This is a genomic window from Arthrobacter sp. FW306-07-I (genome assembly GCF_021800405.1).
GTDB lineage: Bacteria > Actinomycetota > Actinomycetes > Actinomycetales > Micrococcaceae > Arthrobacter.
Genome location: NZ_CP084550.1, coordinates 932,651 through 957,493, shown reverse-complemented (window position 1 = coordinate 957,493; position 24,843 = coordinate 932,651). Strand labels below are relative to the sequence as shown.

20 protein-coding genes are annotated in these 24,843 nt (G+C 64.7%); 5 read left to right on the top strand and 15 right to left on the bottom strand.

The genetic code is table 11. From position 1 onward, the window contains the following. Window positions 1-6: 6 nt before the first annotated feature. A complete protein-coding gene (locus LFT46_RS04490; RefSeq protein WP_236821368.1) occupies window positions 7-2,493 on the bottom strand; it encodes a Tex family protein in 2,487 nt (828 codons plus the stop codon). A gap of 129 nt (window positions 2,494-2,622) precedes the next feature. Between LFT46_RS04490 and LFT46_RS04485 the strand changes: the two genes are divergently transcribed. Continuing rightward, window positions 2,623-2,940 (top strand): hypothetical protein, encoded by a 318-nt coding sequence (locus LFT46_RS04485; RefSeq protein ID WP_236802795.1) that lies wholly within the window; start codon window positions 2,623-2,625, stop codon window positions 2,938-2,940. 255 nt (window positions 2,941-3,195) lie between these two features. Here the strand turns inward: LFT46_RS04485 and LFT46_RS04480 are convergent, their stop codons facing one another. From LFT46_RS04480 to LFT46_RS04465, 4 genes are all read right to left on the bottom strand, one after another. Beyond that, window positions 3,196-4,266 carry an alkene reductase gene (locus LFT46_RS04480; RefSeq protein WP_236821367.1) on the bottom strand — a complete coding sequence of 357 codons (1,071 nt, stop codon included), beginning with the start codon at window positions 4,264-4,266 and terminating at the stop codon, window positions 3,196-3,198. Between the two features lie 122 nt (window positions 4,267-4,388). Continuing rightward, entirely contained in the window at window positions 4,389-4,997 is a 609-nt protein-coding gene (locus LFT46_RS04475; RefSeq protein ID WP_236821366.1) for a PKD domain-containing protein, read from the bottom strand. 329 nt (window positions 4,998-5,326) lie between these two features. Further along, entirely contained in the window at window positions 5,327-5,854 is a 528-nt protein-coding gene (locus LFT46_RS04470) for a DUF6318 family protein (RefSeq protein ID WP_236821365.1), read from the bottom strand. Between the two features lie 348 nt (window positions 5,855-6,202). After that, complete coding sequence (locus LFT46_RS04465; protein ID WP_236821364.1) at window positions 6,203-7,930, bottom strand: purine-cytosine permease family protein; 1,728 nt, start codon at window positions 7,928-7,930, stop codon at window positions 6,203-6,205. A gap of 187 nt (window positions 7,931-8,117) precedes the next feature. Between LFT46_RS04465 and LFT46_RS04460 the strand changes: the two genes are divergently transcribed. Both LFT46_RS04460 and LFT46_RS04455 read left to right on the top strand, forming a co-directional pair. Continuing rightward, complete coding sequence (locus LFT46_RS04460) at window positions 8,118-8,552, top strand: pyridoxamine 5'-phosphate oxidase family protein (protein WP_142130942.1); 435 nt, start codon at window positions 8,118-8,120, stop codon at window positions 8,550-8,552. A 19-nt stretch (window positions 8,553-8,571) separates the two neighbouring features. Next, on the top strand, window positions 8,572-9,015 hold the full coding sequence (locus LFT46_RS04455; RefSeq protein WP_236801246.1) for a very short patch repair endonuclease: 444 nt from the start codon (window positions 8,572-8,574) through the stop codon (window positions 9,013-9,015). A 166-nt stretch (window positions 9,016-9,181) separates the two neighbouring features. On the opposite strand, the gene LFT46_RS04450 is transcribed toward LFT46_RS04455, so the two are convergent. Beyond that, window positions 9,182-10,363, bottom strand: coding sequence for a glycosyl hydrolase (locus LFT46_RS04450; protein ID WP_442863688.1), 1,182 nt, complete (start codon window positions 10,361-10,363; stop codon window positions 9,182-9,184). A 279-nt stretch (window positions 10,364-10,642) separates the two neighbouring features. Between LFT46_RS04450 and LFT46_RS04445 the strand changes: the two genes are divergently transcribed. After that, window positions 10,643-11,053: an Hpt domain-containing protein gene (locus LFT46_RS04445; RefSeq protein ID WP_236821363.1), complete on the top strand. Its 411-nt coding sequence runs from the start codon at window positions 10,643-10,645 to the stop codon at window positions 11,051-11,053. On the opposite strand, the gene LFT46_RS04440 is transcribed toward LFT46_RS04445, so the two are convergent. Then, a complete protein-coding gene (locus LFT46_RS04440; protein ID WP_236801243.1) occupies window positions 11,026-11,790 on the bottom strand; it encodes a response regulator transcription factor in 765 nt (254 codons plus the stop codon). The genes LFT46_RS04445 and LFT46_RS04440 overlap by 28 nt on opposite strands. 94 nt (window positions 11,791-11,884) lie before the next feature. On the opposite strand from LFT46_RS04440, the gene LFT46_RS04435 reads away from it, so the two are divergent. Beyond that, window positions 11,885-13,540: a sensor histidine kinase gene (locus LFT46_RS04435; protein WP_236821362.1), complete on the top strand. Its 1,656-nt coding sequence runs from the start codon at window positions 11,885-11,887 to the stop codon at window positions 13,538-13,540. Between the two features lie 82 nt (window positions 13,541-13,622). On the opposite strand, the gene LFT46_RS04430 is transcribed toward LFT46_RS04435, so the two are convergent. From LFT46_RS04430 to LFT46_RS04395, 8 genes are all read right to left on the bottom strand, one after another. Then, window positions 13,623-14,876, bottom strand: coding sequence for an McrC family protein (locus tag LFT46_RS04430; protein WP_236821361.1), 1,254 nt, complete (start codon window positions 14,874-14,876; stop codon window positions 13,623-13,625). Continuing rightward, window positions 14,863-17,094, bottom strand: coding sequence for an McrB family protein (locus tag LFT46_RS04425; RefSeq protein WP_236821360.1), 2,232 nt, complete (start codon window positions 17,092-17,094; stop codon window positions 14,863-14,865). The genes LFT46_RS04430 and LFT46_RS04425 overlap by 14 nt, the downstream gene beginning before the upstream one ends. Window positions 17,095-17,163: 69 nt before the next feature. After that, window positions 17,164-17,421: a PLD nuclease N-terminal domain-containing protein gene (locus LFT46_RS04420; RefSeq protein ID WP_236801239.1), complete on the bottom strand. Its 258-nt coding sequence runs from the start codon at window positions 17,419-17,421 to the stop codon at window positions 17,164-17,166. Between the two features lie 79 nt (window positions 17,422-17,500). After that, window positions 17,501-17,917, bottom strand: coding sequence for an acyl-CoA thioesterase (locus LFT46_RS04415; protein WP_236801238.1), 417 nt, complete (start codon window positions 17,915-17,917; stop codon window positions 17,501-17,503). Between the two features lie 38 nt (window positions 17,918-17,955). Then, window positions 17,956-20,019, bottom strand: coding sequence for an ABC transporter ATP-binding protein (locus tag LFT46_RS04410; RefSeq protein ID WP_272910822.1), 2,064 nt, complete (start codon window positions 20,017-20,019; stop codon window positions 17,956-17,958). Continuing rightward, window positions 20,016-21,749, bottom strand: a complete 1,734-nt coding sequence (locus LFT46_RS04405; protein ID WP_236821359.1) for an ABC transporter ATP-binding protein — start codon at window positions 21,747-21,749, stop codon at window positions 20,016-20,018. The genes LFT46_RS04410 and LFT46_RS04405 overlap by 4 nt, the downstream gene beginning before the upstream one ends. A gap of 226 nt (window positions 21,750-21,975) precedes the next feature. Next, window positions 21,976-24,210, bottom strand: coding sequence for an MDR family MFS transporter (locus tag LFT46_RS04400; RefSeq protein WP_236821358.1), 2,235 nt, complete (start codon window positions 24,208-24,210; stop codon window positions 21,976-21,978). After that, entirely contained in the window at window positions 24,203-24,697 is a 495-nt protein-coding gene (locus LFT46_RS04395) for a MarR family winged helix-turn-helix transcriptional regulator (protein WP_236801235.1), read from the bottom strand. The genes LFT46_RS04400 and LFT46_RS04395 overlap by 8 nt, the downstream gene beginning before the upstream one ends. Between the last annotated feature and the right edge of the window lie 146 nt (window positions 24,698-24,843).

Below are 24,843 nucleotides of genomic sequence, written 5' to 3'. Positions count from 1 at the left end.
CAGAAGCTACTTGCCCAACCCGGCCTTCCTCAAAGCCTCGGCCATTGCAGTGTCAATGGGCTGCGGCTTTGGGGTCGCACGGTTATTACCGCCTGCTGCACGCGGGGACTGCTTGCCTTGCTGTTGCCGGTCCTGGCGTCCGCCGCGATCAACCTTTTGGCCACCTGCTCCCCCGCCATTGCCTCGCCCTTCTTGTCCCGCACCGCCACGTCCTGCACCGGCCTGTCCACCGCTGCCATCTCCCGTGCGCCGCCCGGAACCTGCGCCGCCGCCGGCTGATTCGTCGTCGAGCCTCAACGTCAACGAAATGCGTTTCCGCTCCGGATCAGCCTCCACGACCTTCACACGGACCACCTGGCCAGACTTCACCACCTCGCGCGGATCGGACACAAAACGGTTGGCCAGGGCAGAGACATGGACCAGCCCGTCCTGGTGGACGCCCACATCCACGAAGGCACCGAAAGCGGCAACGTTGGTCACCGTTCCCTCAAGGATCATGCCCGGCCGCAGGTCCGAGATCTTTTCGATCCCCTCCGAGAAGGTGGCGGCAGCAAAGGCGGGCCGGGGGTCTCGGCCCGGTTTGTCCAGCTCTATGAGGATGTCCTGGACCGTTGGCAGGCCGAACGTGTCATCCACGAACTTTTGCGGGTCTAAGGACGACGCCGGCGCCGACCCGGCAGCCGCCCGGATCTTCCTGGCCACCGCGTACGCCTCCGGGTGGACGCTGGATGCATCAAGGGGATCTGCTCCCCCGGTGATTCGAAGGAAGCCGGCGCACTGCTCGAATGCCTTGGCGCCCAGCCGCGGCACCTTCTTGAGGTCGGTCCGCTTGTTGAAGGGGCCATGTTCGTTCCGATAGGCCACAATGTTTTCGCTCAGCAGGGGCCCGACACCGGCCACCCGGCTCAACAGTGCGGGCGATGCGGTGTTCACATCCACTCCCACGGCGTTCACGCAATCCTCCACCACTGCATCAAGGCTCCGATCCAGTTTCGAGGCCGTGACGTCGTGCTGGTACTGGCCCACGCCGATGGACTTGGGATCGATCTTGACGAGTTCGGCGAGCGGATCCTGCAGGCGGCGCGCAATGGAGACGGCACCGCGAAGCGAAACGTCCATTCCCGGCAGTTCGGCGGCGGCGAGCGCCGAGGCGGAGTAGACGGAGGCGCCGGCCTCGGACACCACCAGTTTCTGCGGTTTCCGGTCCACCTCCGGCAGCAGTTTGATCAATTCGACAGCCAACTTATCCGTCTCACGCGATGCCGTCCCGTTGCCAATCGCCACAAGTTCGACGGCGTGCTGCCGCGCCAAACGCACCAGGGTGGCCAGGGCTTCGTCCCACTTGCGGGCGGGAGCGTGCGGGTAGACGGTGTCAGTGGCTACGACCTTCCCGGTGCCGTCCACCACGGCGACCTTCACCCCGGTGCGCAGCCCGGGGTCGAGGCCAAGGGTGGCGCGATTTCCGGCCGGTGCGGCCAGCAGCACGTCGCGAAGGTTGGCGGCGAACACCCGGACCGCTTCGTCCTCCGCCGCCGCAAACAGCCTGGCACGAAGGTCAGAAGTAAGGCGGGCCAGCACGCGGGAGCGCCAAGCAACCTGGGCTGTCTGCATCAGCCACGCGTCGGCAGGACGGCCGCGGTCGGCGACGCCGAGGAACCTGGCCACCGCGGACTCGTAGCGGGCGCGGGCGGCGGAAAGGGCGGCGTCGTCCGCTGGATCTGCTTCTGCAAGATCCAACTCAAGAATGCCGTCCTTCTCCCCGCGGAACAGCGCCAGCACGCGGTGCGACGGCATCCGTTCCGGCGCCTGCGCGAACTCGAAGTAGTCGGCGAACTTCTGCCCTTCAGCCTCCTTGCCCTTCTTGACGCGTGAGACCATCCGGCCCTGCGTCCACATCCGGTCCCGCAGGTTGGCTGCGAGGTCGGGATCCTGAGCCACCCGCTCCACCAGGATGGCCCGGGCACCGGCCAACGCCGTGGCGGCGTCGGCTACGGAGTTCTCGTTGTTGAGGTACTTGGCGGCTTCGCGTTCGGGGTCCAGGTCCGGCCGCTTCAGCAGCACGTCCGCGAGCGGCTCCAGACCCGCCTCACGCGCCATCTGGGCCTTGGTCCGGCGCTTGGACTTGAACGGCAGGTAGATGTCTTCGAGCCGTGACTTGGTATCGGCAGCCAGGACTGCCTTACGCAGTTCCGGCGTCAGCTGCCCTTGCGCTTCAATCGCTTCGAGGACGGAACGACGGCGCTCCGACAGCTCGCGGAGGTAGCGGAGCCGCTCGTCGAGGTTCCGGAGCTGGGTGTCGTCCAGCGTCCCGGTGGCTTCCTTGCGGTACCTTGCGATGAACGGAACCGTGGAGCCGCCGTCGAGCAGGTCGACGGCCGCCTTCACCTGCCACGCCTTGACCCCCAGCTCGGCGGCAATCTGGGCAAAGACCGCGTCCTCCCCTGACGCGTGGGAGGGTGCGGAAATCGGGAAAGGCGCAGGCAGTTGGGTCACCAGAACATCTTGCCTTACCGACCTGCCGGGCTCCACCGGAGGGCGTCTTCATGTGGATATCGGGGTTTGCAGAGGGTATTCCGTTGGAGCCGACGAAGTGCTGTAGTGGACATGCCGTTAGTGGCGCCGATGCTTGAGGAAGAGGCCATCATGCGGGAACTGCTTGTTGTTTTCCAGGAGGGGTTCGACGAGGCCAACATCACCGTGACCGTGAACGGCAAGGAGGTGCGCAGGGAACTGGGTGTCTCCACCAATCCACTGCTCGGCATCGCGTCGGAGGTGTCCGTGGATCTGCCGGCCAAGGGGGCGCAGGTGGGAGTGGAGGTGACCAACCGGGGGCTCAAGGCGATCACCAAGGTCAGCGGCAAACCCAAAAGTGTGTTGGTCTCCATCGAGGACGGACGGCTGCGGATGCGGGAAGGCACGGGCCGGGAGGCAGTACTTTAGCGGGGTTGGCAGCCTGGCCTTGGCGGGGCTGCCGGTTGCAAAACTGGCTCTGGTAAGAGTCCATTCGTTGGAGTACCATCTGATCACCGCCGGCTTCCCGATGGAGTCCGGCGGGCCACATAAGTCGTCAGCCGGAGGTCGTCGGATGGCCTTACGGCGACGCTGCCCGGGACCAGCACCCCAGACAGCCAACGACGGCGGCACCCAACTTGGGTGCCGCCGTCGTCGTTTTTCCGGGCTGGCCGGTCAGGTGCTTTAGCCCTGGTACATCGGGTAATCCGTGTAGCCGGTGGCGCCTTCTGCGTAGAACGTGGACGCATCAGGCTCGTTGAGCGGGAGGCTTTCCTTCCAGCGGCGGGCAAGATCCGGGTTGGCGATCGCAGGCCGGCCCACAACCACCGCGTCGGCGTGGCCCTCGGCCACCAGGTTCACGGCTTCTTCCCGGGTGGTGACGACGCCGAAGCCGGTGTTGACCAGGAAGGTGCCGCCGAAGCGCGTGCGGAGGTCCTGGACGAGTTCACCCGTGGGATCGTGGTGCAGGATGCTCAGGTAGGCGAGGCTGAGCGGCGCGATGCTGTCCACGAGGACTTCGTAGGTGGCGCGGACGTCAGCGGCGTCGGTCTCGGCGATGCCCTGGACGTTGTGCTCGGGGGAAATCCGCAGGCCCACGCGGTTCGCGCCGAGGGCTGCCACCACTGCGTTGACGGTTTCGATCACGAAGCGTGCGCGGTTTTCGGGGGACCCGCCGTAGCTGTCCGTCCGGATGTTGGAGTTCGGCGCCAGGAATTCGTGCAGGAGGTAGCCGTTGGCCGAGTGCAACTCCACGCCGTCGAACCCTGCCTCGATGGCGTTCAGCGAAGCGTTGACGATTTCCTGGATGACCAGGGGGAGTTCGTCGGTGGTCAGGGCGTGCGGGACCGGGTACGGCTGCTTGCCGGCAGGCGTCCGGACAATGCCGTCAATGGCTACGGCGCTGGGGCCGACGATGGGCAGGCCACCGGTGATGTCAGGGTGGGAAACCCGGCCGCCATGCATGATCTGGGCAAACATGCGCCCGCCTTCGGCGTGCACTGCGTCAGTAACCTCCTTCCACCCGGCGACCTGTTCCGGAGTGACGATCCCGGGCTGTCCCGGGTAAGCCTGCCCGACGGGGGTGGGGTAGGTGCCCTCGCTGACGATGAGGCCCAGGGAAGCGCGCTGGCGGTAGTGCTCGACGAGGAGCGGTCCCGGAATGCCCTTCTCACCCGCGCGGAGGCGGGTCAGCGGTGCCATCACCAGACGGTTGGGAAGTTCAAGTTCGCCGAGGGTGAGCGGGGAAAACAGCATGCGCAGTTCCTTTCGAAGGCTGAAGACGTACTGCCTCTGCCAACTGTGGGGCGCATGCAACTATTCCGGCACAGCACCGAATGCGACGGGGATCACAATCCTGCCTTAACCTGGGTCCGGCCTTACCGGGTGCCGGCACCCGGGCAACCCTGCCCCTGTGGATTGGTGTTGCAGTCGTCCGCGTAGTTGCGGGTGAGCGAGCGCCAAACGCTGACGGTTTGCGGCGGTGCACTGAACTGCCCCTGGCCTGGGATGGGCAACGGCGGGCCGGAGTTCACCGAATAGGTGCCCTGGAAGGTGGTAGTCATGACCACCTGGAAATCCCCGGTGGATGCGTAGGCGTGGCTGGTCCGGGTCTTTTCACCCCAGCGGTCCTGCGGCAAGGGCCCTCCCATGGACGGTTGAGGGCCGAAGACAGTGCCGTCACCGTAGTTCCACGTGTACTGCACGGGCGTAGCCACCACGTGAACCTTTTGACCGAACATGGTGATCTCGAACTGCTGCTCCACCGCCTCCGCGTAGATGTTTGTCTCGGCGCCGCGGAGGGTGTTCGGGCTCGGCTGCGCCGTAACTTTCCCTGCGTTTACCGGAAGGTTCTGGAACTGCCGCTGGATATCCGCGGCGATGCGAGGCAGGAGGTCCTCGGGCTTCGCGTCGAAGAAACACGTCGGGCCCGAATGATATGCCCAAGTTGGGTTAGTGATCCCGGCAGGGGCTCGGTACCAGACCACGGGGATTCCGTCCTCGCCCTCAGGACCCCCCTTACACGTCAACTCTCTGCCAAGACACGGTGTGGCGAACTCTCCTCCATCTAGGTCGCATTGGTATTCGTACTTGTACTGGTACGGATCAGCAACGGTCTTGCCATCCTCATCCTGTTCGAAGACACCGGTTGAAGGATTTGGTCGCCAACTGCCCCCGAGAGTGGCGCCGTTACCGCCCCACCCTGACCCTATTGAAGGCGACTCGTCTTCGGCTGCGGCCGGAGAAGGAGCCGAAACAAGTACTAGGCCCATCAGAATTGCCAACAGCGGACGAATCAACTCGTCAAGCCTCTTCATCACTTGACCATGTGCTCGACCGTTTGAGCCTTCCACCCCTGACCGACGTAGGCCGCCACGACGATGTCAGGTGTCGTCGGCAGTGCGGCGACTCGCCCCTTCACGCTCCCGTCAGATAAGTGGTAAGCAATAGCCTCCTGCTGGACTTGCGCAATGGCTTGGTAGGTGGATGGTTGAGACATAACGAAGTTACTGTCGACAGCATCAACGGTGATACGACCACCCTCCAGCCACCGGCCGCGTGTATGCCAGTCCGTGACCTCTTGCTTTACCTTCTTGCAGCTGGCGCATGCTGAATCCGAGATCGATTCGAGCACAGCGGCGTCTCCAGTCTCGTATGCGTAACTCAGCGCCGAGTACCAATACCTCGTAAATGCCTCGAGCCCTTCCTTCGTCTCCGTCTTAGCCACCTCGGGCAGGACGGGAACCGGGACGTTCTGGGCTGGGCCGGATGCGTCGGCCGGCTTGTAGACAGCACTCGGTGTCGGGGTGGGAGTGGGCGTGGCGGTGGGTGTCTCGGCGGCCACGGGGGAAGAAGTGCCGCCCGGACCAGGAGAACCGCCCGAGTTGCAGCCAGACAAAGCCAGAGCAAGTCCAACAACGAGGGCGGCCGCACCGGACTGCACCGTGCGTGGCGAAACGAGAGCGCGGGACGAAAAGAAGTTCTGCGATGTCATGGGCCGCTATTCCCCCAGTAGTTTCAAGACGGCTTGCTCCGGACAGTGAGTTAAGGGTAGCCCACGTCATAATTCGCTGAGGAAGTTATCCACAGGCAGAAGGCCCCCCGATGCATTGTCTACCATCCGGAACACGACAAAAGAAGTCATAAAGGAAGCCGGCGCACAAAGGTGCGCCGGCTCCCAATCAATAAACTTCTACTTCTGGGCGGGAAGCACCAGCTCCCCCGTCTTATCAGTCGACAAGGCGAGCGAAGAAACATACTGCGCGCCGCCGTCGGACGCGTCTTGTGCGGAACGCACCATGTCCGGACGCTCGAACTCCAGGCCGGTTACGTGGCACAGGAGTTTGCCGTCGCTGGGGTTCCCGTCGGCGTCGAACATTGGCAGGTCGATCCCGTCGTCAACACGCCGCAGGTAGAACCGCCCGCGGGTCAGCACGGCCAGGACCGGCGGCAGCACGAGCGCCAGGCCCACCGCGAAGATCGGCGAGTAGGGCTGGATGGCGGCACCGAACGCCCCGAAGAACACCGCGATGGAAACGCCTGCGGACACCAGCATGGACACAAACCCCACCGGGTTCACGGCATACAGCATGCCGCGGCGGAACTCCGGCACCTTGGGCGAAATCTTGAGCAGGTACTTGTTGATGGCGATATCGGACGCCACCGTGACCACCCAGGCCATGGCGCAGTTGGCGTAGAACCCGAGGATGGTGTTCAGGAAGTCGAACATGTTGGCTTCCATCAGAACCAGTGCGATCAGCAGATTCACCACCACGAACACCATCCGCCCCGGGTACGTCTTGGTGATGCGCGTAAAGGAGTTGGTCCACGCCAGCGAACCGGAGTACGCGTTGGTGACGTTGATCTTGATCTGGGAGATGACCACCAGCACCACCGCCAGCGTCATGGCCAGCCACGCCGGCATCATCTCCTGATACACGCCCAGGAACTGGTGCACCGGCTCGTTGGCGGTGGCCGAGGCGGCGGGATCCAGGGAAGCGATCAGGTAGATGGCGATGAACAGGCCCACGATCTGCTTGATGGCCCCGAAAATCACCCAGCCCGGCCCGGCCAGGATTACGGCCCGCCACCAGGCGCCCCGGTTGGCGGCGGTGCGCGGCGGCATGAACCGGAGGTAGTCGATCTGCTCGGCGATCTGCGCCATCAGGGACAGGCACACGCCGGCGGCCAGCATCACGGATGCAAGGTTGGGGCCGCTGTCACCGGACTCGCCGGTGTAGGCAAAGAAGCTGTTGATGCTCTCGGGGTGCGAGATCAGCAGGTAACCCACGGGCACCACCATCAGGAGCAGCCACAGCGGAGTGGTCCAGACCTGCAGTTTGGCCAGGGTGTTCATCCCGTAGATCACCAGCGGAATGATGATGACGGTGGACGCGGCGTACCCCAGCCACTGCGGAATCCCCAGTCCCAGCTCCAGCCCCTGCGCCATGATGGAGCCTTCCAGCGCGAAGAAGATGAAGGTGAAGGTGGCAAAGATGACGTTGGTGACCACCGATCCGTAGTAGCCGAAGCCGGAGCCGCGGGTGATCAGGTCCAGGTCGATGTTGTAGCGGGCCGCGTAGTAAGCCAAGGGAAAGCCTGTTGCGAAGATGACGACGGCGGCCACCAGGATTCCCAGCAGCGCATTGACCGTGCCGTAGGAGATGCCGATGTTGGCTCCGATGGAGAAGTCCGCAAGGTAGGCGATGCCGCCCAGCGCGCTGGTGGCCACCACCCCGGCGCTCCACTTGCGGTAGGAGCGCGGCGCGAACCGCAGCGTGTAATCCTCAAGGCTTTCCTTGGTGGCGTTCAGTGCCGCGCTATTGCCCGCTGTCGGGGTTGCCGGAGAACGTCCGACGACGGCGGCATCAGCAGGTGCCGCAGGTTCCAGCAGTTGCGTTGTTTCTGTGTCGTTGCCCATTGGGTGCGTCGCTTTCTTTCGCATTCAGCCGTGATGACTCTGCATGCGACGCTATCCAGCCGGAAAGACAACGCGGTCACAGGCCTGTTTCCGAAGTGTTAAGCCTTGACGGAGGTGTCACAAAGGGGCGGGAATTGCGGGTCCAAAGCCTCTGGCGCATTTCTACTTGAGGTAGAACAATGGCCGCATGATGTTTGAACACGCGGACGGCAATCCCGTCCTGGAACTCGATGATGAGCAATCGTGGCGTCTTCTGGCCGCGACGCAGCACGGGCGGCTGGTGGTCTCTGTAGCGGGGGAACCCGACATCTTCCCCGTGAACTACGTGACCTCGAACCGGAAGGTCTATTTGCGAACCGCCCCCGGGAACAAGCTCGCGCAGCTGACCATCAACTCCAAGGTGCTGTTCGAAACTGACGGCATCCTGTCGCAGGAGGCATGGTCCGTGATCCTTCGCGGGACCGCACGGGTCCTCAGCAACTCGGCTGAGCTTGCGGCCATCGAGGAACTCGGCCTGAAGACCTGGGTTCCCACCCTGAAGGACTTTTACGTGGAGATTGAGCCGAAGTCCGTCAGCGGCCGCCACTTCGTGTTCGGCGAACAACCGGAACGGGAAATCTAGGGACTCCTAGACTGGAGGAATGGCGGACAAGCCCACTGCAGACAAGCTCACCCCCGAGCAGCGCAGCTGGAACATGTCCCGGATCCGTGGCAAGAACACCAAGCCCGAACTGCTGGTGCGCGGGATCCTGCATGCCAAGGGCTACCGGTATCGCCTGCACGGCAGGTCCGGCGGCACCAAACTGCCGGGCAACCCGGACCTTGTCTTCGCCGGGCGGCACAAGGTGATCTTCGTGAACGGCTGCTTCTGGCATTTCCACGACTGCCGGGTGGGCCTGCACGCACCGAAAGCCAACGCGGAGTTCTGGGATGCGAAGCGGACCCGGACCCGCGAGCGCGACGCCGGCCAGCGCCGGCAACTGGAAGACGCCGGCTGGGAAGTGTTGACCGTCTGGGAGTGTGAGCTGAAGGATCGTTCAGCCCTCGAGTCCCAGTTGGTGCACTTCCTCGAAGCCGGCGCCTGACAGATAGCTGGCGGAGCCTGACAGTTGAATGGCACCTGACGGCTGGATCTTGAGCCAATCTTTAGCTGTTTCCGTCACCGTCCTTGATCCTGGACAGGCAGGATGGACGGGTTGCCGCGATCAGGCAGCCCACACTGGCGGTTTCGGAGCAGCTATCCCCTATCCCCTAGCTTCTCCGGGCCAGCAGTGCGGACTTGAAGGCGGACGCCGACGAGTCGCTGCTGTTGATGCGCCAGTCTGTTTCCTTCTGCATATGGAACCAGACGAAGCCCATCACATCCGGCTGGGCAGCCAGGTAGGACACCAGGTCCGTGTTCCAGGAAGCCTTGAAACCACCCAGCTCGCTGGAGGCCGTCTCGGCAATCAGGACCGGCTTGCCCGGTGCCAGGCTGCGGAGCTGGGAGATGCCGGGGGCAAAGAGATCCACCGGGGAAACCCAGCTGCTCCAGGTTTGCGAGGTGCCCCAGTTGTAGCCGTCCAGGGCCACAATGTCCACGTAGCCTGCGCCCGGGTACAGGCCGGCCAGGTCAGTCGAGCCCCAGTAGGGCACGTTCGGCGACCATACCCACTGGACGTTACTGGCACCCGTAGCGGCAACAACATCGTGAACATGCCGCCACGCAGCCACGTACTCTCCCGCCTGGTTTCCATTGACGCCTTCGGCCCACGGATACCAGTTGCCATTCATTTCGTGCGCGAAACGCAGCATGACCGGCTTGCCCCAGCCCGCCAGGGACTGGCCCCACTGGCTGATGTACGCATCAAAGTCCCCTGCGGTAATCCGTGCCAACGAGTAGGCGGGCTGATCCACTCCGCCTCCCCATGCCCACGGCTCCCAAGTGACCAAGGGTGTGGCTCCGCGCGAGCGGACGGCATCCAACTCAGTGATCGGCGGGGCCTGCAGGAAATCCTTGTAGCTCATCACCACGGAAGGGATTTCCCCTGCCAGGCTGGCCACCTCGTCCAGCTCAGTACTGGCCAGCGGTCCTCCCGGCGTTGCCACCCCGAAGCGCAGAGGGGCTGAACTGATGGTTGGCGCAGGTGCGGCCGCTGGAGCGGGAGCCGCCTGCACCACAAACGTTGCTGACGCCTTGATGGACGATGTCTTGGCAGTAATGGTGAGGTTTCCGGTGGATGCGGCCGGAATGGTGATGCCGGTGCTGAAAGCGCCGGTCGATGTGGTTTGGAACGTGAAAGTAGTGGAACCCACGATCACTGTACCCGTGGTGGCGGCTTTGAACCCGGTTCCGGTGACAGTGACGGCGGAACCGGCGGGACCGGACGCCGGATTGAGCGTGATTTGCGGTGTGGTGGCTGCGCTGGCCGGCTGGACGATGGACAAAGCCAGCCCGGCCCCGATTATGAGCGCGACAAATAAGGTCCTAAGTGTTCGGAACACGGCAATCTATCCCCAGATTGAAAAGGCGGCTATGGCCGCTGATGACGTCAATGCGAAAAAGCACTGGCATCGATCCTATGGCCCAAAAACCGCAGTCCCATCAAGAAAACCACAATTCTTCCCGAGTCTTCTGCGAGGTTGCGGGAACGGTCCTAACCTGAAACAGAACAAGATCCCCCGCCTAAACACCCTGTTTTCGGGTCCCCAAATCCAGCAGAAAGGAGTGTCGTGAGCACGTCGGATGATGCGCCAAGGCCGCTGGTGGACCAGTCCGTCCTGGACCGGCTACGGGAAGAACTCGAGGAGGAAGAAGGCTACAGCCGGATCTTCGTTGGGAATTTCATCGAGTTCCTGCCGCAACGGCTGGGCCGGTTGCGGCTTGCCCTGACTACCGGCGACCTGGACGGCTCCATGGACGCAGTCCTGAGCCTTAAGACCTCAAGCCAAATGGTGGGCGCCGAGCGCTTGGCCGGCCTGGCCCTGGAACTCGAGAACGAGATCCGCGGCGAAGCCCGCCACGCTGACATGGCGGTGGCGTTGCCCAGGCTGGCCGCCACCTACTTGCGACCCATCACCCAGTGCAGCAGGCAAACCATGCATCGGTTGCAGGCTCAGTGCTGTCCCGGCGCCAAACGGTAGCCCACCCCGCGGACCGTCTGCAGCCACCGCGGCTGCTGCGGCGAGTCACCCAGCTTCTTGCGCAGGTTTCCCATGTGGACCTCCACGGACCGTTCGTCGGCCTCGCTGATGTAGCTGCCGACGTCGTAATCCTCATCCCGGAGCCGCCGCACCAGGTCCGATTTGGTGCGGACTGTCCGGCCCGCTTCCAGCAGCGCGTACAGCAGTTCGAACTCGGTGCGCGTCAGGTTCATCTCTTTGCCGTCGACGGCGACGGTCCGCGAGGCGTAGCTGAGCTCCAGGCCATTGTGGCTGAAGTTTCCACGCTCCGGGTGGGCCGCGCTGTCCGGGGAAGCATCAACGGCAACGTCGCCGGGGTCGGGAACAGACCGCGGCCGGCGCATCATGGCCGCAACCCGCGCCCGCAGTTCCCGCGGGCGGAACGGCTTGGTGAGGTAGTCGTCCGCGCCTGATTCCAGCCCGATGAGGGTGTCCAGTTCCTCGGTCCGCGCCGTGAGCATCACGATGTAGGCGTCCGAAAACTCGCGGATCTGCCGGGACACCTCAAAACCGTCGATGTCCGGCAGGCCCAGGTCCAGGGTGATGACATCAGGATTCAAGCTTTTGGCCATCAGGACGCCCTCGGCGCCGCCACTGGCGACAGTGACGTCAAATCCAGCCTGGGTCAGCACAGTGCGAACCAGTTCCCGAATGTCGTGGTCATCCTCGATGACCAGACCCACACGTGCCTCACTCATAGAGCCCCCTCAGTGCCAACGTCAGAAGTATAGCTGGCTGCGGATATCCTGCTGGTATGGTCTCGCACAGCCCGACGTCCGCGTCTTCCGCGCCATGAGCAACCCCACGGCCTGGTCTTCCGGACGGCTGCGTTTTTTCAAGCGGCCCTTCCATGAATACCGGCTGTCCGACCGGGTGGCCCTGAGCCAAATGCCGCTGTTCGTGACCACGATCCTGACCGCCCTGCTGGTGTGGGCGTTCTTCCCGGTCACCATGAACAACCCCTTGTTCGTCGCGTTCCTCATCTCGCAGCTGGCCATCATGGCGCTTTGCTACGTCATTCCATGGGAACGGCTGCCCTACACCAGCTTCCTGGCCATCCCACTGCTGGACTTCGTTTCCATCGCGGCAGGCAGGGAGGGCGGCCAGGAAAGCCTTACCGGCATCAGCCTTCTCGCCGTGTTTCCGGTGATTTGGCTCTGCGCCTCCGGATACTACCCTCGGGCTGCCTTGTGGCTGTCCTTCCTGGGGCCGCTGGCCATCATCTGGGTTCCGTTGCTCCTGAAAGGCGACTACACCCCGCAGGACTTTGCCCGCTCCCTGCTCCTGCCCGTCATGATGCTGGGCATCGGAGTGTCGGTCAGCGTCCTGACCTTGAGCATGATGCGCCAGCAGAAGGAGCTGGAGGACAAGGACGAGCAACTTCGGGCCAGCCTGCGCACCAGCAAGCGCCAGGAATCGCTGCTGAACACCATCCTGGACACCGTGCACCTGGGCGTCCTGGCGGTTGACGCCGACGGCCATGACATCCTGATGAACCGCAAGCAGCGCGCCAATCACGAACTGGCCCGGCCAAAGAACATCGCGGATCCCAACGAGTCGCAGCTCTTGGTCTTTGGGGCAGACCGAAAAACCCTGATCCCCGTCCAGGAGCGTCCGGTACGGCGCGCCGTCCTGGGAGAGACCTTCACCGATTTCCTGGTCTGGCTCGGCGAAGGGAACGACCAGCGGGCACTGGTGACCACGGCACGCGCCATGAGGGACTCCGACGGCAAGTTCACCGGCTCAGTGATCGTCTTCAGCGACGTAACTGACCTGGTCAACGCGCTCACCGCCAAGGATGACTTTGTCTCCAGCGTCTCCCATGAATTCCGCACCCCGCTGACCTCCATCCTTGGCTATGTGGAGATTCTGCTCGCCGACGAACCGGAGGAACCGCAGCGCGAAATGCTGGAAATCATCCGCCGCAATTCCGAGCGGCTCCTGACCCTGGTTTCGGACCTGCTGTCCAGCCGGAACGGCCAGCTGATCGTCACGCCGCACGCCGTGGATGTCGCCGACCTCGTCCGGAACAGCGTGTCCTCGGCAATGCCCCGGGCGGCAGCGGCCGGCGTCGAACTGCGGGCCGAAACCCCGGAGCAGCTGGAGGCCCACGTGGACAGCGCGCGCATCTCGCAGGTCCTGGACAACTTGGTGTCCAACGCCATCAAGTACTCACCGGACGGCGGCAAAGTGGTGGTGTCGCTGGCGCGGGAGGACGGGCACCTGGCCTGCCGCGTCACGGACACCGGTATGGGAATGACCCCGGAGGACGCCTCCGAGGTGTTTGCCAAGTTCTTCCGCACCAGCAGCGTCCGGCGCACCGCCATCCCCGGCGTGGGCCTGGGGCTGCCCATCAGCAAGGCGATCGTCGAGGCACACGGCGGCACCATCGACGTGCAGAGCACCCTGGGCAAGGGAACAACCTTTACGTTCCGCGTGCCGGTCTGATCCCCGCCTGGACCCTAACCTCGCAGGCTCGGCCAGGGAGCCCGGCAGGCGTGGGCCCACCGACGGCGGGCTGCCGGGCGTATCAGCCGTTCCGGGCTTGGCGGACCACTTCGCCCCATGACTGGCGGGCGAGTTCCTGGACTGAGGCAAGGATGCCCGACGGCGGCTGGCTGAGGTCCAGCGGGAACTCCACGATGTCGATGTCGGTGTTCAGGATGCGGCGGAGTTTCACTTCGCCCTTGCCTGCGTAGACCAGCCAGGCGGTGGGCACGGCCAGCGCGGTGCAGTGGGCCAGCATCTGATAGTGGTCGGCCGTCAGGGACGCCCCTGCATCAGATGCCGCCCGGTACTTGGCGTTGTAGGCCACCACGGGGCGCCCGCCCAGCAGGTGGACCGCATCCGGTCTCACGGAGAGCCGGTCGGAATCGCGCACTGCCTCGCTGAGGAGCGTGTTGTAGCGCAGCCGGAGCTCACCAGGGTAGGCCGCCATGGCGCTGCGCAGTGCGGTTCCCACGAAGTCCTCGAACACCTGCGCCATGTCCACCACGAACGAAGCCGTCCGCTGCCTGCCCTCACCGGCTTCCGCGGACGCGTTGCGCAGGATCAGGTCGGCCAGGCGCAGCACGGCGTGATAGCGCAGGTTCATCCTTGTTGGCTTCCACGGCGGCACCGGGGCGCCGGCTGGAAGGCGCGTGACGCCGTCGAGCTTTCCCTTCAGCTGGCGCAGCCGGCCCAGCACTTCGGGCCGCACCCCCGGCACCTGCCCCATCCGCTCAAGCGCGGCGCGCAGGATCCGGTTTTCGGCGATGTCCTCGGTGAACTCGTCATAGGAGACCTCCAAGGGAACCAGCATGCCCGGGCGCCGGGAGATCTGGTCCGAAATCCGGATCCGCCCCTTCACGGTCCGCAGGGACTCATCCACAGTGAGGTAGCCCTGCAGGAGGCCGCGACCCAGGGCGCGTTCAGCCAGCTGCGCCAGCGACTCGGCCAGCGCGCTCCACAGGTCCCGGTCCTCGGTTGCCGCCACCAAATCCGGCCGGAAGCCCTGCTCCCCCGCGTAACTGAGCAGGAACAGGAGCCGGCTCAGTCCCAGCCGGTCCTTGGGCCGGACGTCGAGCTGGACCGTGGCAGTGCGAACGGAGCCCACCTTGCCCACCGGCTCGATCCGGTACAACCCCATGCCCATCGGGGAAGCTTTGGCCAGGCCGCTGGAGTTCAGGACGGAAGCGCTTGGTGCGTCCAGCCGTTCCACCAGGCCGCTGGACAGCTCATCGAGGACCAGGTGGCGCACCGCACCGGTTGAAATGCCGGCCGCCCGCGGATCAGCGCGCTGCAATGCGTCCCAGCAGCTGGTCCAGCCCGAACCGTTCTTCCAGCTGCGCGCGCGTCAGCTGGCCGTGGTAGTGCTCCTCCAGCAGCGGCATCAGCTCGTACTTGAAGATCCGTCGCAGCCCGGCAGGGGTCTGGGCCGCGGGCTTCATGAAGTACGACGGCCCGATCATCAGGTCCCGGTCCCACTCATCGATTGCCCCGTTCAGCGCGTCCAGCAGCAGCGCCGGGGTGGTGTCCAGCTGGCGGGCCTCAAGGAACCTCAGCAGCGACCCCTTCACCGGTTCCGTCTGCGGATGCAGTTCGATGAAAGAGAACCGGCGGCGGATGGCGGCGTCCATCATGGCGATGGACCGGTCCGCCGTGTTCATGGTGCCGATGATGTACAGGTTGTCCGGCAGCGTGAACGGCTCGTTGGGGCTGTACTGCAGGTAGATCCGGTCATCCCGGTACTCCAGCAGGAAGTACAGCTCGCCGAACACCTTCGCCAGGTTGGCGCGGTTCATCTCATCGATGATCAGGAAGTACGGCTTTTTCTCGTTCCCGGGCTTGGCGGCTTCCTCAGCCAGCCGCCGCAGCGGACCCGCCACCAGTTTGAAGGACACCTGCCCGTCGTCGGTCTTGTCCGGCCGGTAGCCCTCGAAGAAATCCTCGTAGGCGTAGGACGGATGGAACTGGACCAGCTTGACGCGTTCGTCCGTGGTGTCGTCCGCCAGCTCGGCCGCCAGGTGCTTGGCCAGGTAGGTCTTGCCGGTGCCGGGCGGCCCGTAAAGGACCAGCTGCCGGTTCTCCTCCAGCAGATCGGCGATCTCCTGCAGAGGTTCCAGCTCCATGTGCAGCGACGCGGCGAATTCCTGCGTCAGCGGACGGAAGCCCTCCTGCACAGGGAGGACGACGGCGGCAGCGTCGGTATCGCCGTCGGGCTCGGTTTCCGCCTCGGCGGGGAGCAGTGCCTGCAGCGCCTGCACCACCCGGGTGGCGTCCACCACGATGCCGGGGGTGGCCAGCTGCCGCTGGACGTGCCGGGGAAGGCTGGTGGTGGCGTGCCCGTCGTCGAACCAGCGCACCTTGCGCCGCAGCCGGCGGTTGTCGTCGTTGTACTCGGGCTCCCCCAGCACCCCGCCCAGCCGCACCGTTCCGGCGTGCTGGTAGAGCACCAGGTCGCCGGGCTTCATGACGGTCAGGAACGCAAACACGGCGGTCTTGGTGTCCTCTCGCTCCACGTAGCCCAGGTGCTTGTAGTCCTCGTCAACGGCGTGCTGCACCACGCCGGCGGTGACGCCGGGCTCCAGCAGGCGGAGGTGTTCGACGTCGAGCGTCACCTTCTCCTCGCCATGCCAGGCGGTAAGCAGCTCGGCGTTGTCGCTGTGCGTCCGGAGCAGCCAGGCACGCCGCCCGGGGTCGCCCACCTTGCGCCACTGGCTGACCAGTTGGCGGGAGTACCAGTCGATGCGCTGGCCCGCCTGTTCGTCCAGGTGCAGCCGGATACGGTGGATATCGGCGGTTATGTCCTCTTCGCTGTCTCCCCTGGCGCCGCCCACGAGCGACGCAAAGGCATCCCGGATTTCCTGCCGTTCCACGTCCGCCACCACCGGCTCGAAGTAGCTGGGCCAGGCCAGGAACTCGATGCTGCGCCGGATGGCCGGCTGGTCATCCGGCGTGGATGCGGCGAGGCGGTGGAACTGCAGCGGGTCCTTGAGGGCTGCCTGCACTACGCTGGCCGGCCGCTGCGCGACGTTCCGGACGAACCGGCACAACCACTTGAGGTGGTCCCAGATGGTCCAGTTGAATTCGGCGGTGCGGTCGCGGATGACACCGTGGTCCGTCATCCCGGCGTACAGCTCTTCGGGCAGTTCCAGCGGTGGCTCCAGCCAGCCTGCGGCCTCCGCCACCCGGGCGCGCTTGACCTTCAGCGACTTCACCTCGTGTGCCAGCGGAAGGGACTGCAGGAAGAGCAGCTCCACGGCCAACTGCTTGGCCCCGCGGGTGGCACCCTCCAGGTTCTCGCGGAGGTTGGTCATCATCGGCGCCTTGGAGTCAGCGATGCCCCGTTCCAGCCGGTCAAGCAGCTCGGCGGCAGCCGGAACGGACCACGTCCTGGTGCGGCCGTCCAGGGGTGACGCCTTGCCCTGCAGGCCCGGCCCCAGCACGAACCACGCCGCATCCTCGATCTCCTTGGAGATGCCGAGGGCGCGGGTCATGGCAACAGTGGCAGTGGGGGTCATGCCCCCAAATTTACAGGGTCTGGCTGGGCGCACGCTCCACGGTGGCTGAACCGGGCACCGCCAGGCCGGCTATTTTCCGGCGGCGGAGTGCTTCCTTCCGAAGATGAAGTAGCCCATGGGCCCGATGAAGTTAACGAAGGACGCTGCCCGCCACGCAGCCTTCGGCCCGTTAATCTGGTCGGCAGGGCGGTGGGAAATGTCCCGCTGGGCGGCAACCAGCAGGGATACCTGGACGATCGCGGTGAGGATGGTGCCCACCTTCCTGCCCGGCGACATCTCCTTCCAGGTCTTCTTCTTCCGTGAGGCGCGGGTCTTGTTCTTGGCCATCGGGCTTCCTTTCGCTGTAGGTAATGGTCCAGTTCAGTGTTTCCAGTCCACTGGTTTCCGGGCAGTCCTGACCAGAGTCTTAGTGCCTGTAGGGAGCCATCCGTTCTTTTTGCTCCTGGGTGAGCCGTTGCACGCGACCCGTGGCTTCATCAACGAAGGCCAGGTGGCTGCTCGCCTTCACGCAGTCCTCCCCGGTCACGGGGTCCTGGACCACGTAATGGATGTCAAAGCTGGCGCCCTTGACGGCGCCGATCCAGACCTGGACCAGGGCCGGAACGTTGCGGTACTCCAGGGTCCGGACATAGCGGATCTTGTGGTCAACGATCAGAGCAAGCGTGCCCTCCGGGACATCGTTGAACAGCGACACCGGGGGCTCGATACCGGGACGACCTGTACCCCGCGGTGGCCCAAAGGCTGCGATCCGCGCTTCCTCCAGCATCCGCACGATCTGGACGTTGTTGATGTGGCCGTAGGCGTCCATGTCGCCCCAGCGCATCGGGACAAGGACCTCGATGCGCTGGCCACCGTGCGCGCTCAGCTGCGCACCGCCGTCGAATCATCCAACGGCATTTCCCCGGCGTCCGCACCCGCGAACTGTGACATGTAGAGGCGGTGGTAGGCGCCGCCGGCGGCGAGCAACACCTGGTGGTTGCCCTGTTCCACGATTCGTCCGTTTTCCATGACCAGGATCGTATCTGCATCGCGGATGGTGGAGAGCCGGTGCGCGATCACAAAGCTGGTCCGGTCGGAGCGCAGTGCCGCCATGGCCTTCTGCACCAGCAGTTCGGTGCGGGTGTCCACGGAACTGGTGGCCTCATCCAGGATCAGCAGCGAGGGGTTGGCCACGAAGGCGCGGGCGATGGTGATCAGCTGCTTTTCGCCGGCGCTGACGTTGTTGCCTTCTTCATCGATCACGGTGTCGTAGCCTTCCGGCAGGGCGCGGACGAAGCGGTCCACGAAGGTGGCCCTGGCAGCTGCGATGACCTGCTCCTCTGTGGCGTTGAGGTTGCCGTAGCGGATGTTGTCGTAAATGGACCCGCCGAAGAGCCAGGCATCCTGCAGCACCATGCCCACCTTGGAGCGTAGCTCTGAGCGGCTGAGGTGGGTGACATCCACGCCGTCCAGCATGATGGAGCCGGAGTTGAGCTCGTAGAAGCGCATCACCAGGTTCACCAGGGTGGTCTTTCCGGCTCCTGTGGGGCCCACGATCGCCACCGTGTTGCCCGGCTCTGCCGTGAAGGAGAGGTTCTCGATGAGCGGCTTGTCCGGGGTGTAGCTGAAGGTAACGTTCTTGAAGTCCACGTGTCCGTCGGTCTTGGCCGGCAGGTGTTCGGTGGCGGTTTCGGCGTCCTGTTCGTCGGCGTCAAGGAACTCGAAGACACGCTCCGAGGACGCCACCCCGGACTGGAGCATGTTGGCCATGCCGGCCATCTGGCCCAGCGGCTGGGTGAACTCGCGGGAGTACTGGATGAATGCGGTGGCATCGCCCAGGGACATGGCGCCGGAGGCCACGCGGAGTCCGCCCACCACCGCGATGCCCACGTAGCTGAGGTAGGACACGAACTGCATGACGGGGAAGATGATCCCGGAGACGAACTGCGCGCCGAAGCTTGCCTTGTAGAGGGCTTCGTTGCGTTCTTCGAACCGTGCCAGCATGTCCGCATCCCGGCCGAAGACGCGCACCAGGTCGTGCCCGGAGAAGGACTCCTCGATCTGGCCGTTCAGCGACCCGGTGTTCTTCCATTGGGCGGCGAACAGTTTTTGGCTCCGGGCTCCGATCAGGCCGGCGGCCACGCCGGACAACGGGAGGGCGATCAGGGCAATCAGGGCAAGCTGCCAGGAGACGATGAACATCATGATCACGATGCCCAGGACGGTCAGCACGGAGTTGACCAGCTGGGCGAAAGCCTGTTGGAGTGCCTGCTGGATGTTGTCGACGTCGTTGGTCACCCGGGACAGCACATCGCCGCGCTGCCGGGTATCGAAGTAGTTCAGCGGCAGGCGGTTGAGCTTGTTCTCGGTATCGTCACGCAGGCGGCGGATGACCTTCATGACGATGCGGTTCAGGACGTAGCCCTGCAGCCACATGAAGATATTCGCGACGAAGTACATCAGCAGGACAATGGCGATGAGCATGGTGAGCTTGTCGAAGTTGATGCCCGTGCCGGGCACCAGCTCCATGCGGGCCACCATGTCGGCGAAGTTGTCCTGGCCCTGTTGGCGCAGCCCGGCAACGAACTGCTCCTTGCTGGCTCCGGCGGGCAGCTGCTTTCCCACTACCCCGGCGAAGATGACATCCATGGCCTGGCCCAGGATCTTGGGCGCAATGACGTTGAGGACCACGGAGACCACCACCAGGCCCACCACCGCGTAGATACCCAGGGCTTCGGGCTTCAGCAGGCCCATCAGCCGTTTCGCAGATGGCCAGAAGTGCTCGGCTTTCTTGGCGGGCATGCCGCCGAACATGTCCCCGTCCGCTTCGGAGGGGGTGAACTCCTCCTCGAGGAAGTCGTCGTCTTCATGCCCGGCGCCGGCAGCCACCGCGGATTCGGGGGCGGCCTCTTCCACGGGGGCGGAGTCCTTCTTGCGGGGGCTCATGCCACTTCCTCCACACTCAGCTGGGATTCGACAATTTCCTGGTACGTGGGCGAGGTTTCCAGGAGTTCCTCGTGCGTGCCACGGTCCACGATGCGTCCGTTGTCCAGCACCAGGATCTGGTCGGCCTCGGTGATGGTGGAGATCCGCTGGGCCACGATGATGACGGTGGCATCCCTGGTAATGGCCTTGAGGGCGGCCCGGAGCCGGGCGTCAGTGGCCACGTCCAGGGCCGAGAACGAGTCGTCAAAGAGGTAGACGCGGGGTTTGGTCACGAGCGCACGCGCAATGCACAGGCGCTGGCGCTGTCCGCCGGAGACGTTGGTGCCGCCCTGCGAAATCCTTGCGTCCAGCCCGTTCTTCTTCTCGCGGACAAAGGACTCGCCTTGGGCTACCCGAAGGGCATCCCAGAGTTCCTGTTCCGTCGCCTCGGTCTTGCCGAACCGGAGGTTGTGTTCGATGGTGCCGGAGAACAGATATGGACGCTGCGGCACCAACGCAACCCTCTTGGTGATCTCGGCGCGGTCCAGCCTGTCCACCGGGACACCGTCCAGCAGCACCTGCCCTTCCACGGGGTCATACAGCCGCGGCAGGAGGGACAACAGGGAGGTTTTCCCGGCGCCCGTGGACCCGATGATGGCGATGGTCTGCCCCGGGTGGGCGGTGAAGCTGATGTTGCTGAGCACCGGAGACTCGGCGCCCGGGTAGGCGAACGTGACGTTTCGGTATTCCACCGCTCCGGTGAGAGTGGCCGGAGCCTGAGGCTGCTGGGGATCGTGGATGGAGGGCTCGACGCCGAGCACCTCGCCGATGCGGTCAGCACAAACGGAGGCGCGCGGGATCATCATGGCCATGAAGGTGCCCATCATGACCGCCATCAGGATTTGCAGCAGGTACTGCAGGAACGCGGTGAGCGAGCCCACCTGCATGGCGCCGGCATCCACCCGCTGCCCGCCAAACCAGAGCACTGCCGCCGTGGACAGGTGCAGGATCATGCTGATGGCCGGAAACATCAGGACGAACAGGGCTCCGATGCGGAGCGAGACGTCCGCCAGTTCCTTATTGGCCCCGCCGAAGCGTTCGGTCTCGAACGGCTCACGCACGAAGGCCCGGACCACCCGGATACCGATGATCTGCTCGCGCAGCACGGCGTTGATGCGGTCGATCTTCCGCTGCATGGACCGGAACAGCGGCATGAGCCGGACCACCAGGTAGCCCACCACCACGGCCAGCAGGGGAACGGAGACCCAGACCAGCCAGGACAGATTAATGTCCTCGCGCAGCGCCATGATGATGCCGCCGATGCACATGATGGGGGTGGCCACCATGAAGTTCAGCCCCATGAGGAGGAGCATCTGCACCTGCTGGACATCGTTGGTGCCCCGGGTAATCAGCGTGGGCGCGCCGAACGCGTTGACATCCTTGGCGGAGAAGCTGGTGACCTTGCGGAACACCGCATGGCGCAGGTCCCGGCCCACCGCCATGGCCGTCCTCGAGCCGAAGTAGACGCCGGCGATGGCCGCTGCCACCTGGGCGAAGGCCACCAGGAGCATCACCGCGCCGGTGCGCCAGATGAAATCGGTGTCGCCGCGTGCCACGCCCTCGTCAATGATTTGCGCGTTCAGGCTGGGCAGGTACAGCGCAGCGATGGTGGCCGCGAGCTGGAAAATGACGACAGCCAGGATGTACGGCGAATACGGTTTGGAGTAGCGCCGTATGAGGGTGAGGAGCATGGACTCAACTCTAGTGATGGGCACCGACATTTGGTCCCTCGCCGGCATCTTTTCCGCCGGTGAACAGCCTGCCGAAACCGGGCTTACGGGGAGGGCGGCACCAGGCAGAGGAAGACATCACATGCAGCAAAGCCGCCGCCCGCTCCCGGAGGTCTTCCGGGTGCGGGCTGCGGCTTTGGCGTTGCCATGGCTCCAACCATGGCAGGGAGGAACTGCTGTCCTGGCCTTACTGTCCTTGGCCCGGCTCAGAACCGGCACCGGCAGACGGCGCATCCGGCGGGGTGGCGGCGCTGTGCTTGCCACGCCCGGCCAGGTACAGCGCGGCTGCTGCCTGGATCTTGCGTTCCTTCAGGAGCTTGCGCTGCAGCCTGCTGAGCTCCGCCGCAGTGGCGGCCTGCTTGGCGGCAACGTCCTGCTGGGATCGAAGCTGCTCCTGGATGTCCAGGACCAGGCCGCCCAGTTCCACCTGCTGGCGGGCCAGCAGGTGCTGGGTTTCCTGCAGTTTCTGCAGGGTGGCAGCGGCACTGGCAACGGCATCGGCGATTTTATCCGCGTTATCCGCAGACCGCAGGTCCAGTCCGTCCGAACTGAAGCTCCGGGCGAAGACTTCCTCGAAGTCCTCCGTGGCTACCCGGCCGGACGCTGCTGCCGCAGCGGCAGCACCGCCGTCGTACCTCTTGGCCGCCGCAGCGGGCACTGCGGCACGTGATGCACTGCGCGTGGCCATTCCGGTCCCGGCGAGGGCGTCACCGGCGGGGGCATCCCCGTTCGGAGCGTCCGCGGAGACCATGGGCAGCTGGCCGGTCATGGTCGCGGTCATGCCTGCTTCACCGGCGGCGTTGGCTTCAAGCGCCTTTTCAGGGGTGATGTCAACGGTCCTGCGCAGCGGCACTTCCTTGATGAAGATGACGGCGATGAGGGCAACCACACTGACCGCGGCGGAGATCATGAAAATGCCTGCCGTGGCGTCACCGTAGGCGGCGCGCATGATGTCAGCGATCGGGGCGGGCAGGTCCTTGAGGTCCAGCGTTGCACCGCTGTTTCCGGAAGCCTGGATGCCGAGTTTCGCGAGGCCGTCCGTGGCCAGGTCCTTCACGTGGTTGGCCATGACCGCGCCCAGGACGGACACGCCGATGGCACCGCCCACGGAGCGGAAGAAGGCCACGGAGGCGCTGGCGGAGCCGATGTCCTTGGCCGGTACGGTGTTCTGGACGGCCAGGACCAGGTTCTGCATGAGCATGCCCAGTCCGATACCGAAAATGCCCGTGTAGAGGCCGGTCTGCCAGAGTTCGGTGGTGTGGTCCATGGTGCCGGCGAGTGCCAGGCCGCCGATCAGCAGGACGGTGCCGCCGACCAGGAATCGCTTCCACTTGCCATAGCGGCTGATCAGCTGGCCGGAGACGACCGAACCGATGAGGTTGCCGGCGATCATGGGCAGGGTCAGCAGGCCGGCTTCGGTGGGCGTGGCGCCGCGGGCCACCTGGTAGTACTGGCCCAGGAAGGTGGAGGAACCGAACATCGCCACGCCGACGGCAACGGAAGCCACGATGGCCAGGGCGGTGGTGCGTTCGGAGATGATCTTCAGCGGAATGATCGGCTGGGACACCTTGGACTCAACCAGCACCAACAGTGCGAGCAGGAGGACGCCGCCGCCCACCATCACTGCGGTCTGCCAGGACCACCAGTCGTAGTAGTCGGCCTTACCGGCGAAGGAAACCCAGATCAGGAGCAGGCTGACGCCGGAGGTGAGCAGGATGGCACCGAGCCAGTCGATCTTGGCGGGCCGCTTCACGTGCGGAACCTTCAGCGTCACCTGGAGCAGGATCAGGGCGACGACGGCGAGCGGGACGCAGACAAAGAAGGTCCACCGCCAGCCAAGGGAGCTGTCCACGATGAAGCCGCCCAGCAGCGGGCCGCCGGCGGTGCCAACCGCCATGACCGCGCCCATGTAGCCGGAGTACTTGCCGCGTTCACGCGGCGGAATGATGGAGCCGATGATGGCCTGTGCCAGGGCGGTGAGGCCACCCATGGCGATGCCCTGGATCACACGGGCGGTGAGCAGGAACGGGATGCTCTCGGAGAAGCCGGCCATGACCGAGCCGGCCACGAAGATCACAATGCTGAGCTGGACCAGGACCTTCTTGTCAAAGAGGTCGGCGAGCTTGCCCCAGATGGGGGTGGTGGCGGCGTTCGCCAGCAGCGCGGCCGTGATGACCCACGCGAAGTCCGTCTGAGTGCCCTTGAGCTCGGACATGATGGTCGGCAGCGCGTTGGCCACGATGGTGCTGCTGAGGATCGCGGTGAAGAAGGCAGCCAGAAGGCCGGTCAGGGCCTCCATGATCTGCCGGTGGTTCATGGGCGCGCCGGGTTCGTGGCGTTTGGATTGCCGCGACTCCTGTTTAGCGGTCCGCTGGCGCTGGCGCTCCTGCTCCTGGTCCGCGGCGGCGGTGACGTTAGCCATTAATGGACTCCTGCTTTTCGTGTTCAGTGGTGGTTCCGGCCGCCCTTGCCCGGATGGAATTCTTCAGGGATGCGGTGAGCTTGTTCAGCATCGCGGCTGTTGCAGTGGCGTCGTCCTCGTTCCAGTCGGCGAGGTATGCCTGCAGCGTCTCCGCCCGGTGCTGCACCAGCTCTGCCAGCTTCGCTTTCCCCTGCGGGGAGAGTGCCAGCAGCTGTGCCCGGCCATCCTCCGGATCCGGGGTGCGGACCACCAGGCCCGCATCCGCCAGCTCGGCAACGTGCCGGCTGAGCACCGGCGCACTGACCCCCAGGCGCTCTGCAAGGTGCGCGGCCCGGGTCTCCCCTTCGCCGATGAACCTGAGCACGCCCTGGAGGGCGATGCCGGTGTCCTGGCCTTTGGCGTTGATCATAGTGACGCAGCGCAGCGCGCGCTGCAGGTCATAGATGTGGCTGACAAGGTCGGCTGCAGTGGCCGGTGCGACAGACATGATCCTCCCTAAAGGATTAGTTGCTGCAAGCAACTGTATCAGGAAAAGGTTGCTTAGGGAAACGAACTTGTCAGGAGGCAGGTAGAAGCAGAAACTCCCCCACTTCCAGCAGGAAGTGGGGGAGCTCCAGTACGAAAGGGTTGCGG

Excerpts from the sequence above, each read along its gene's own strand:
- LFT46_RS04485 (WP_236802795.1), top strand. The coding sequence starts at position 2,623 with ATGCTTGAGGAAGAGGCCATCATGCGGGAACTGCTTGTTGTTTTCCAG.
- LFT46_RS04480 (WP_236821367.1), bottom strand. The coding sequence starts at position 4,266 with ATGCTGTTTTCCCCGCTCACCCTCGGCGAACTTGAACTTCCCAACCGT.
- LFT46_RS04465 (WP_236821364.1), bottom strand. The coding sequence starts at position 7,930 with ATGGGCAACGACACAGAAACAACGCAACTGCTGGAACCTGCGGCACCT.
- LFT46_RS04460 (WP_142130942.1), top strand. The coding sequence starts at position 8,118 with ATGATGTTTGAACACGCGGACGGCAATCCCGTCCTGGAACTCGATGAT.
- LFT46_RS04455 (WP_236801246.1), top strand. The coding sequence starts at position 8,572 with ATGGCGGACAAGCCCACTGCAGACAAGCTCACCCCCGAGCAGCGCAGC.
- LFT46_RS04440 (WP_236801243.1), bottom strand. The coding sequence starts at position 11,790 with ATGAGTGAGGCACGTGTGGGTCTGGTCATCGAGGATGACCACGACATT.
- LFT46_RS04435 (WP_236821362.1), top strand. The coding sequence starts at position 11,885 with ATGAGCAACCCCACGGCCTGGTCTTCCGGACGGCTGCGTTTTTTCAAG.
- LFT46_RS04425 (WP_236821360.1), bottom strand. The coding sequence starts at position 17,094 with ATGACCCCCACTGCCACTGTTGCCATGACCCGCGCCCTCGGCATCTCC.
- LFT46_RS04420 (WP_236801239.1), bottom strand. The coding sequence starts at position 17,421 with ATGGCCAAGAACAAGACCCGCGCCTCACGGAAGAAGAAGACCTGGAAG.
- LFT46_RS04415 (WP_236801238.1), bottom strand. The coding sequence starts at position 17,917 with ATGCGCTGGGGCGACATGGACGCCTACGGCCACATCAACAACGTCCAG.
- LFT46_RS04410 (WP_272910822.1), bottom strand. The coding sequence starts at position 20,019 with ATGAGCCCCCGCAAGAAGGACTCCGCCCCCGTGGAAGAGGCCGCCCCC.
- LFT46_RS04405 (WP_236821359.1), bottom strand. The coding sequence starts at position 21,749 with ATGCTCCTCACCCTCATACGGCGCTACTCCAAACCGTATTCGCCGTAC.
- LFT46_RS04400 (WP_236821358.1), bottom strand. The coding sequence starts at position 24,210 with ATGGCTAACGTCACCGCCGCCGCGGACCAGGAGCAGGAGCGCCAGCGC.
- LFT46_RS04395 (WP_236801235.1), bottom strand. The coding sequence starts at position 24,697 with ATGTCTGTCGCACCGGCCACTGCAGCCGACCTTGTCAGCCACATCTAT.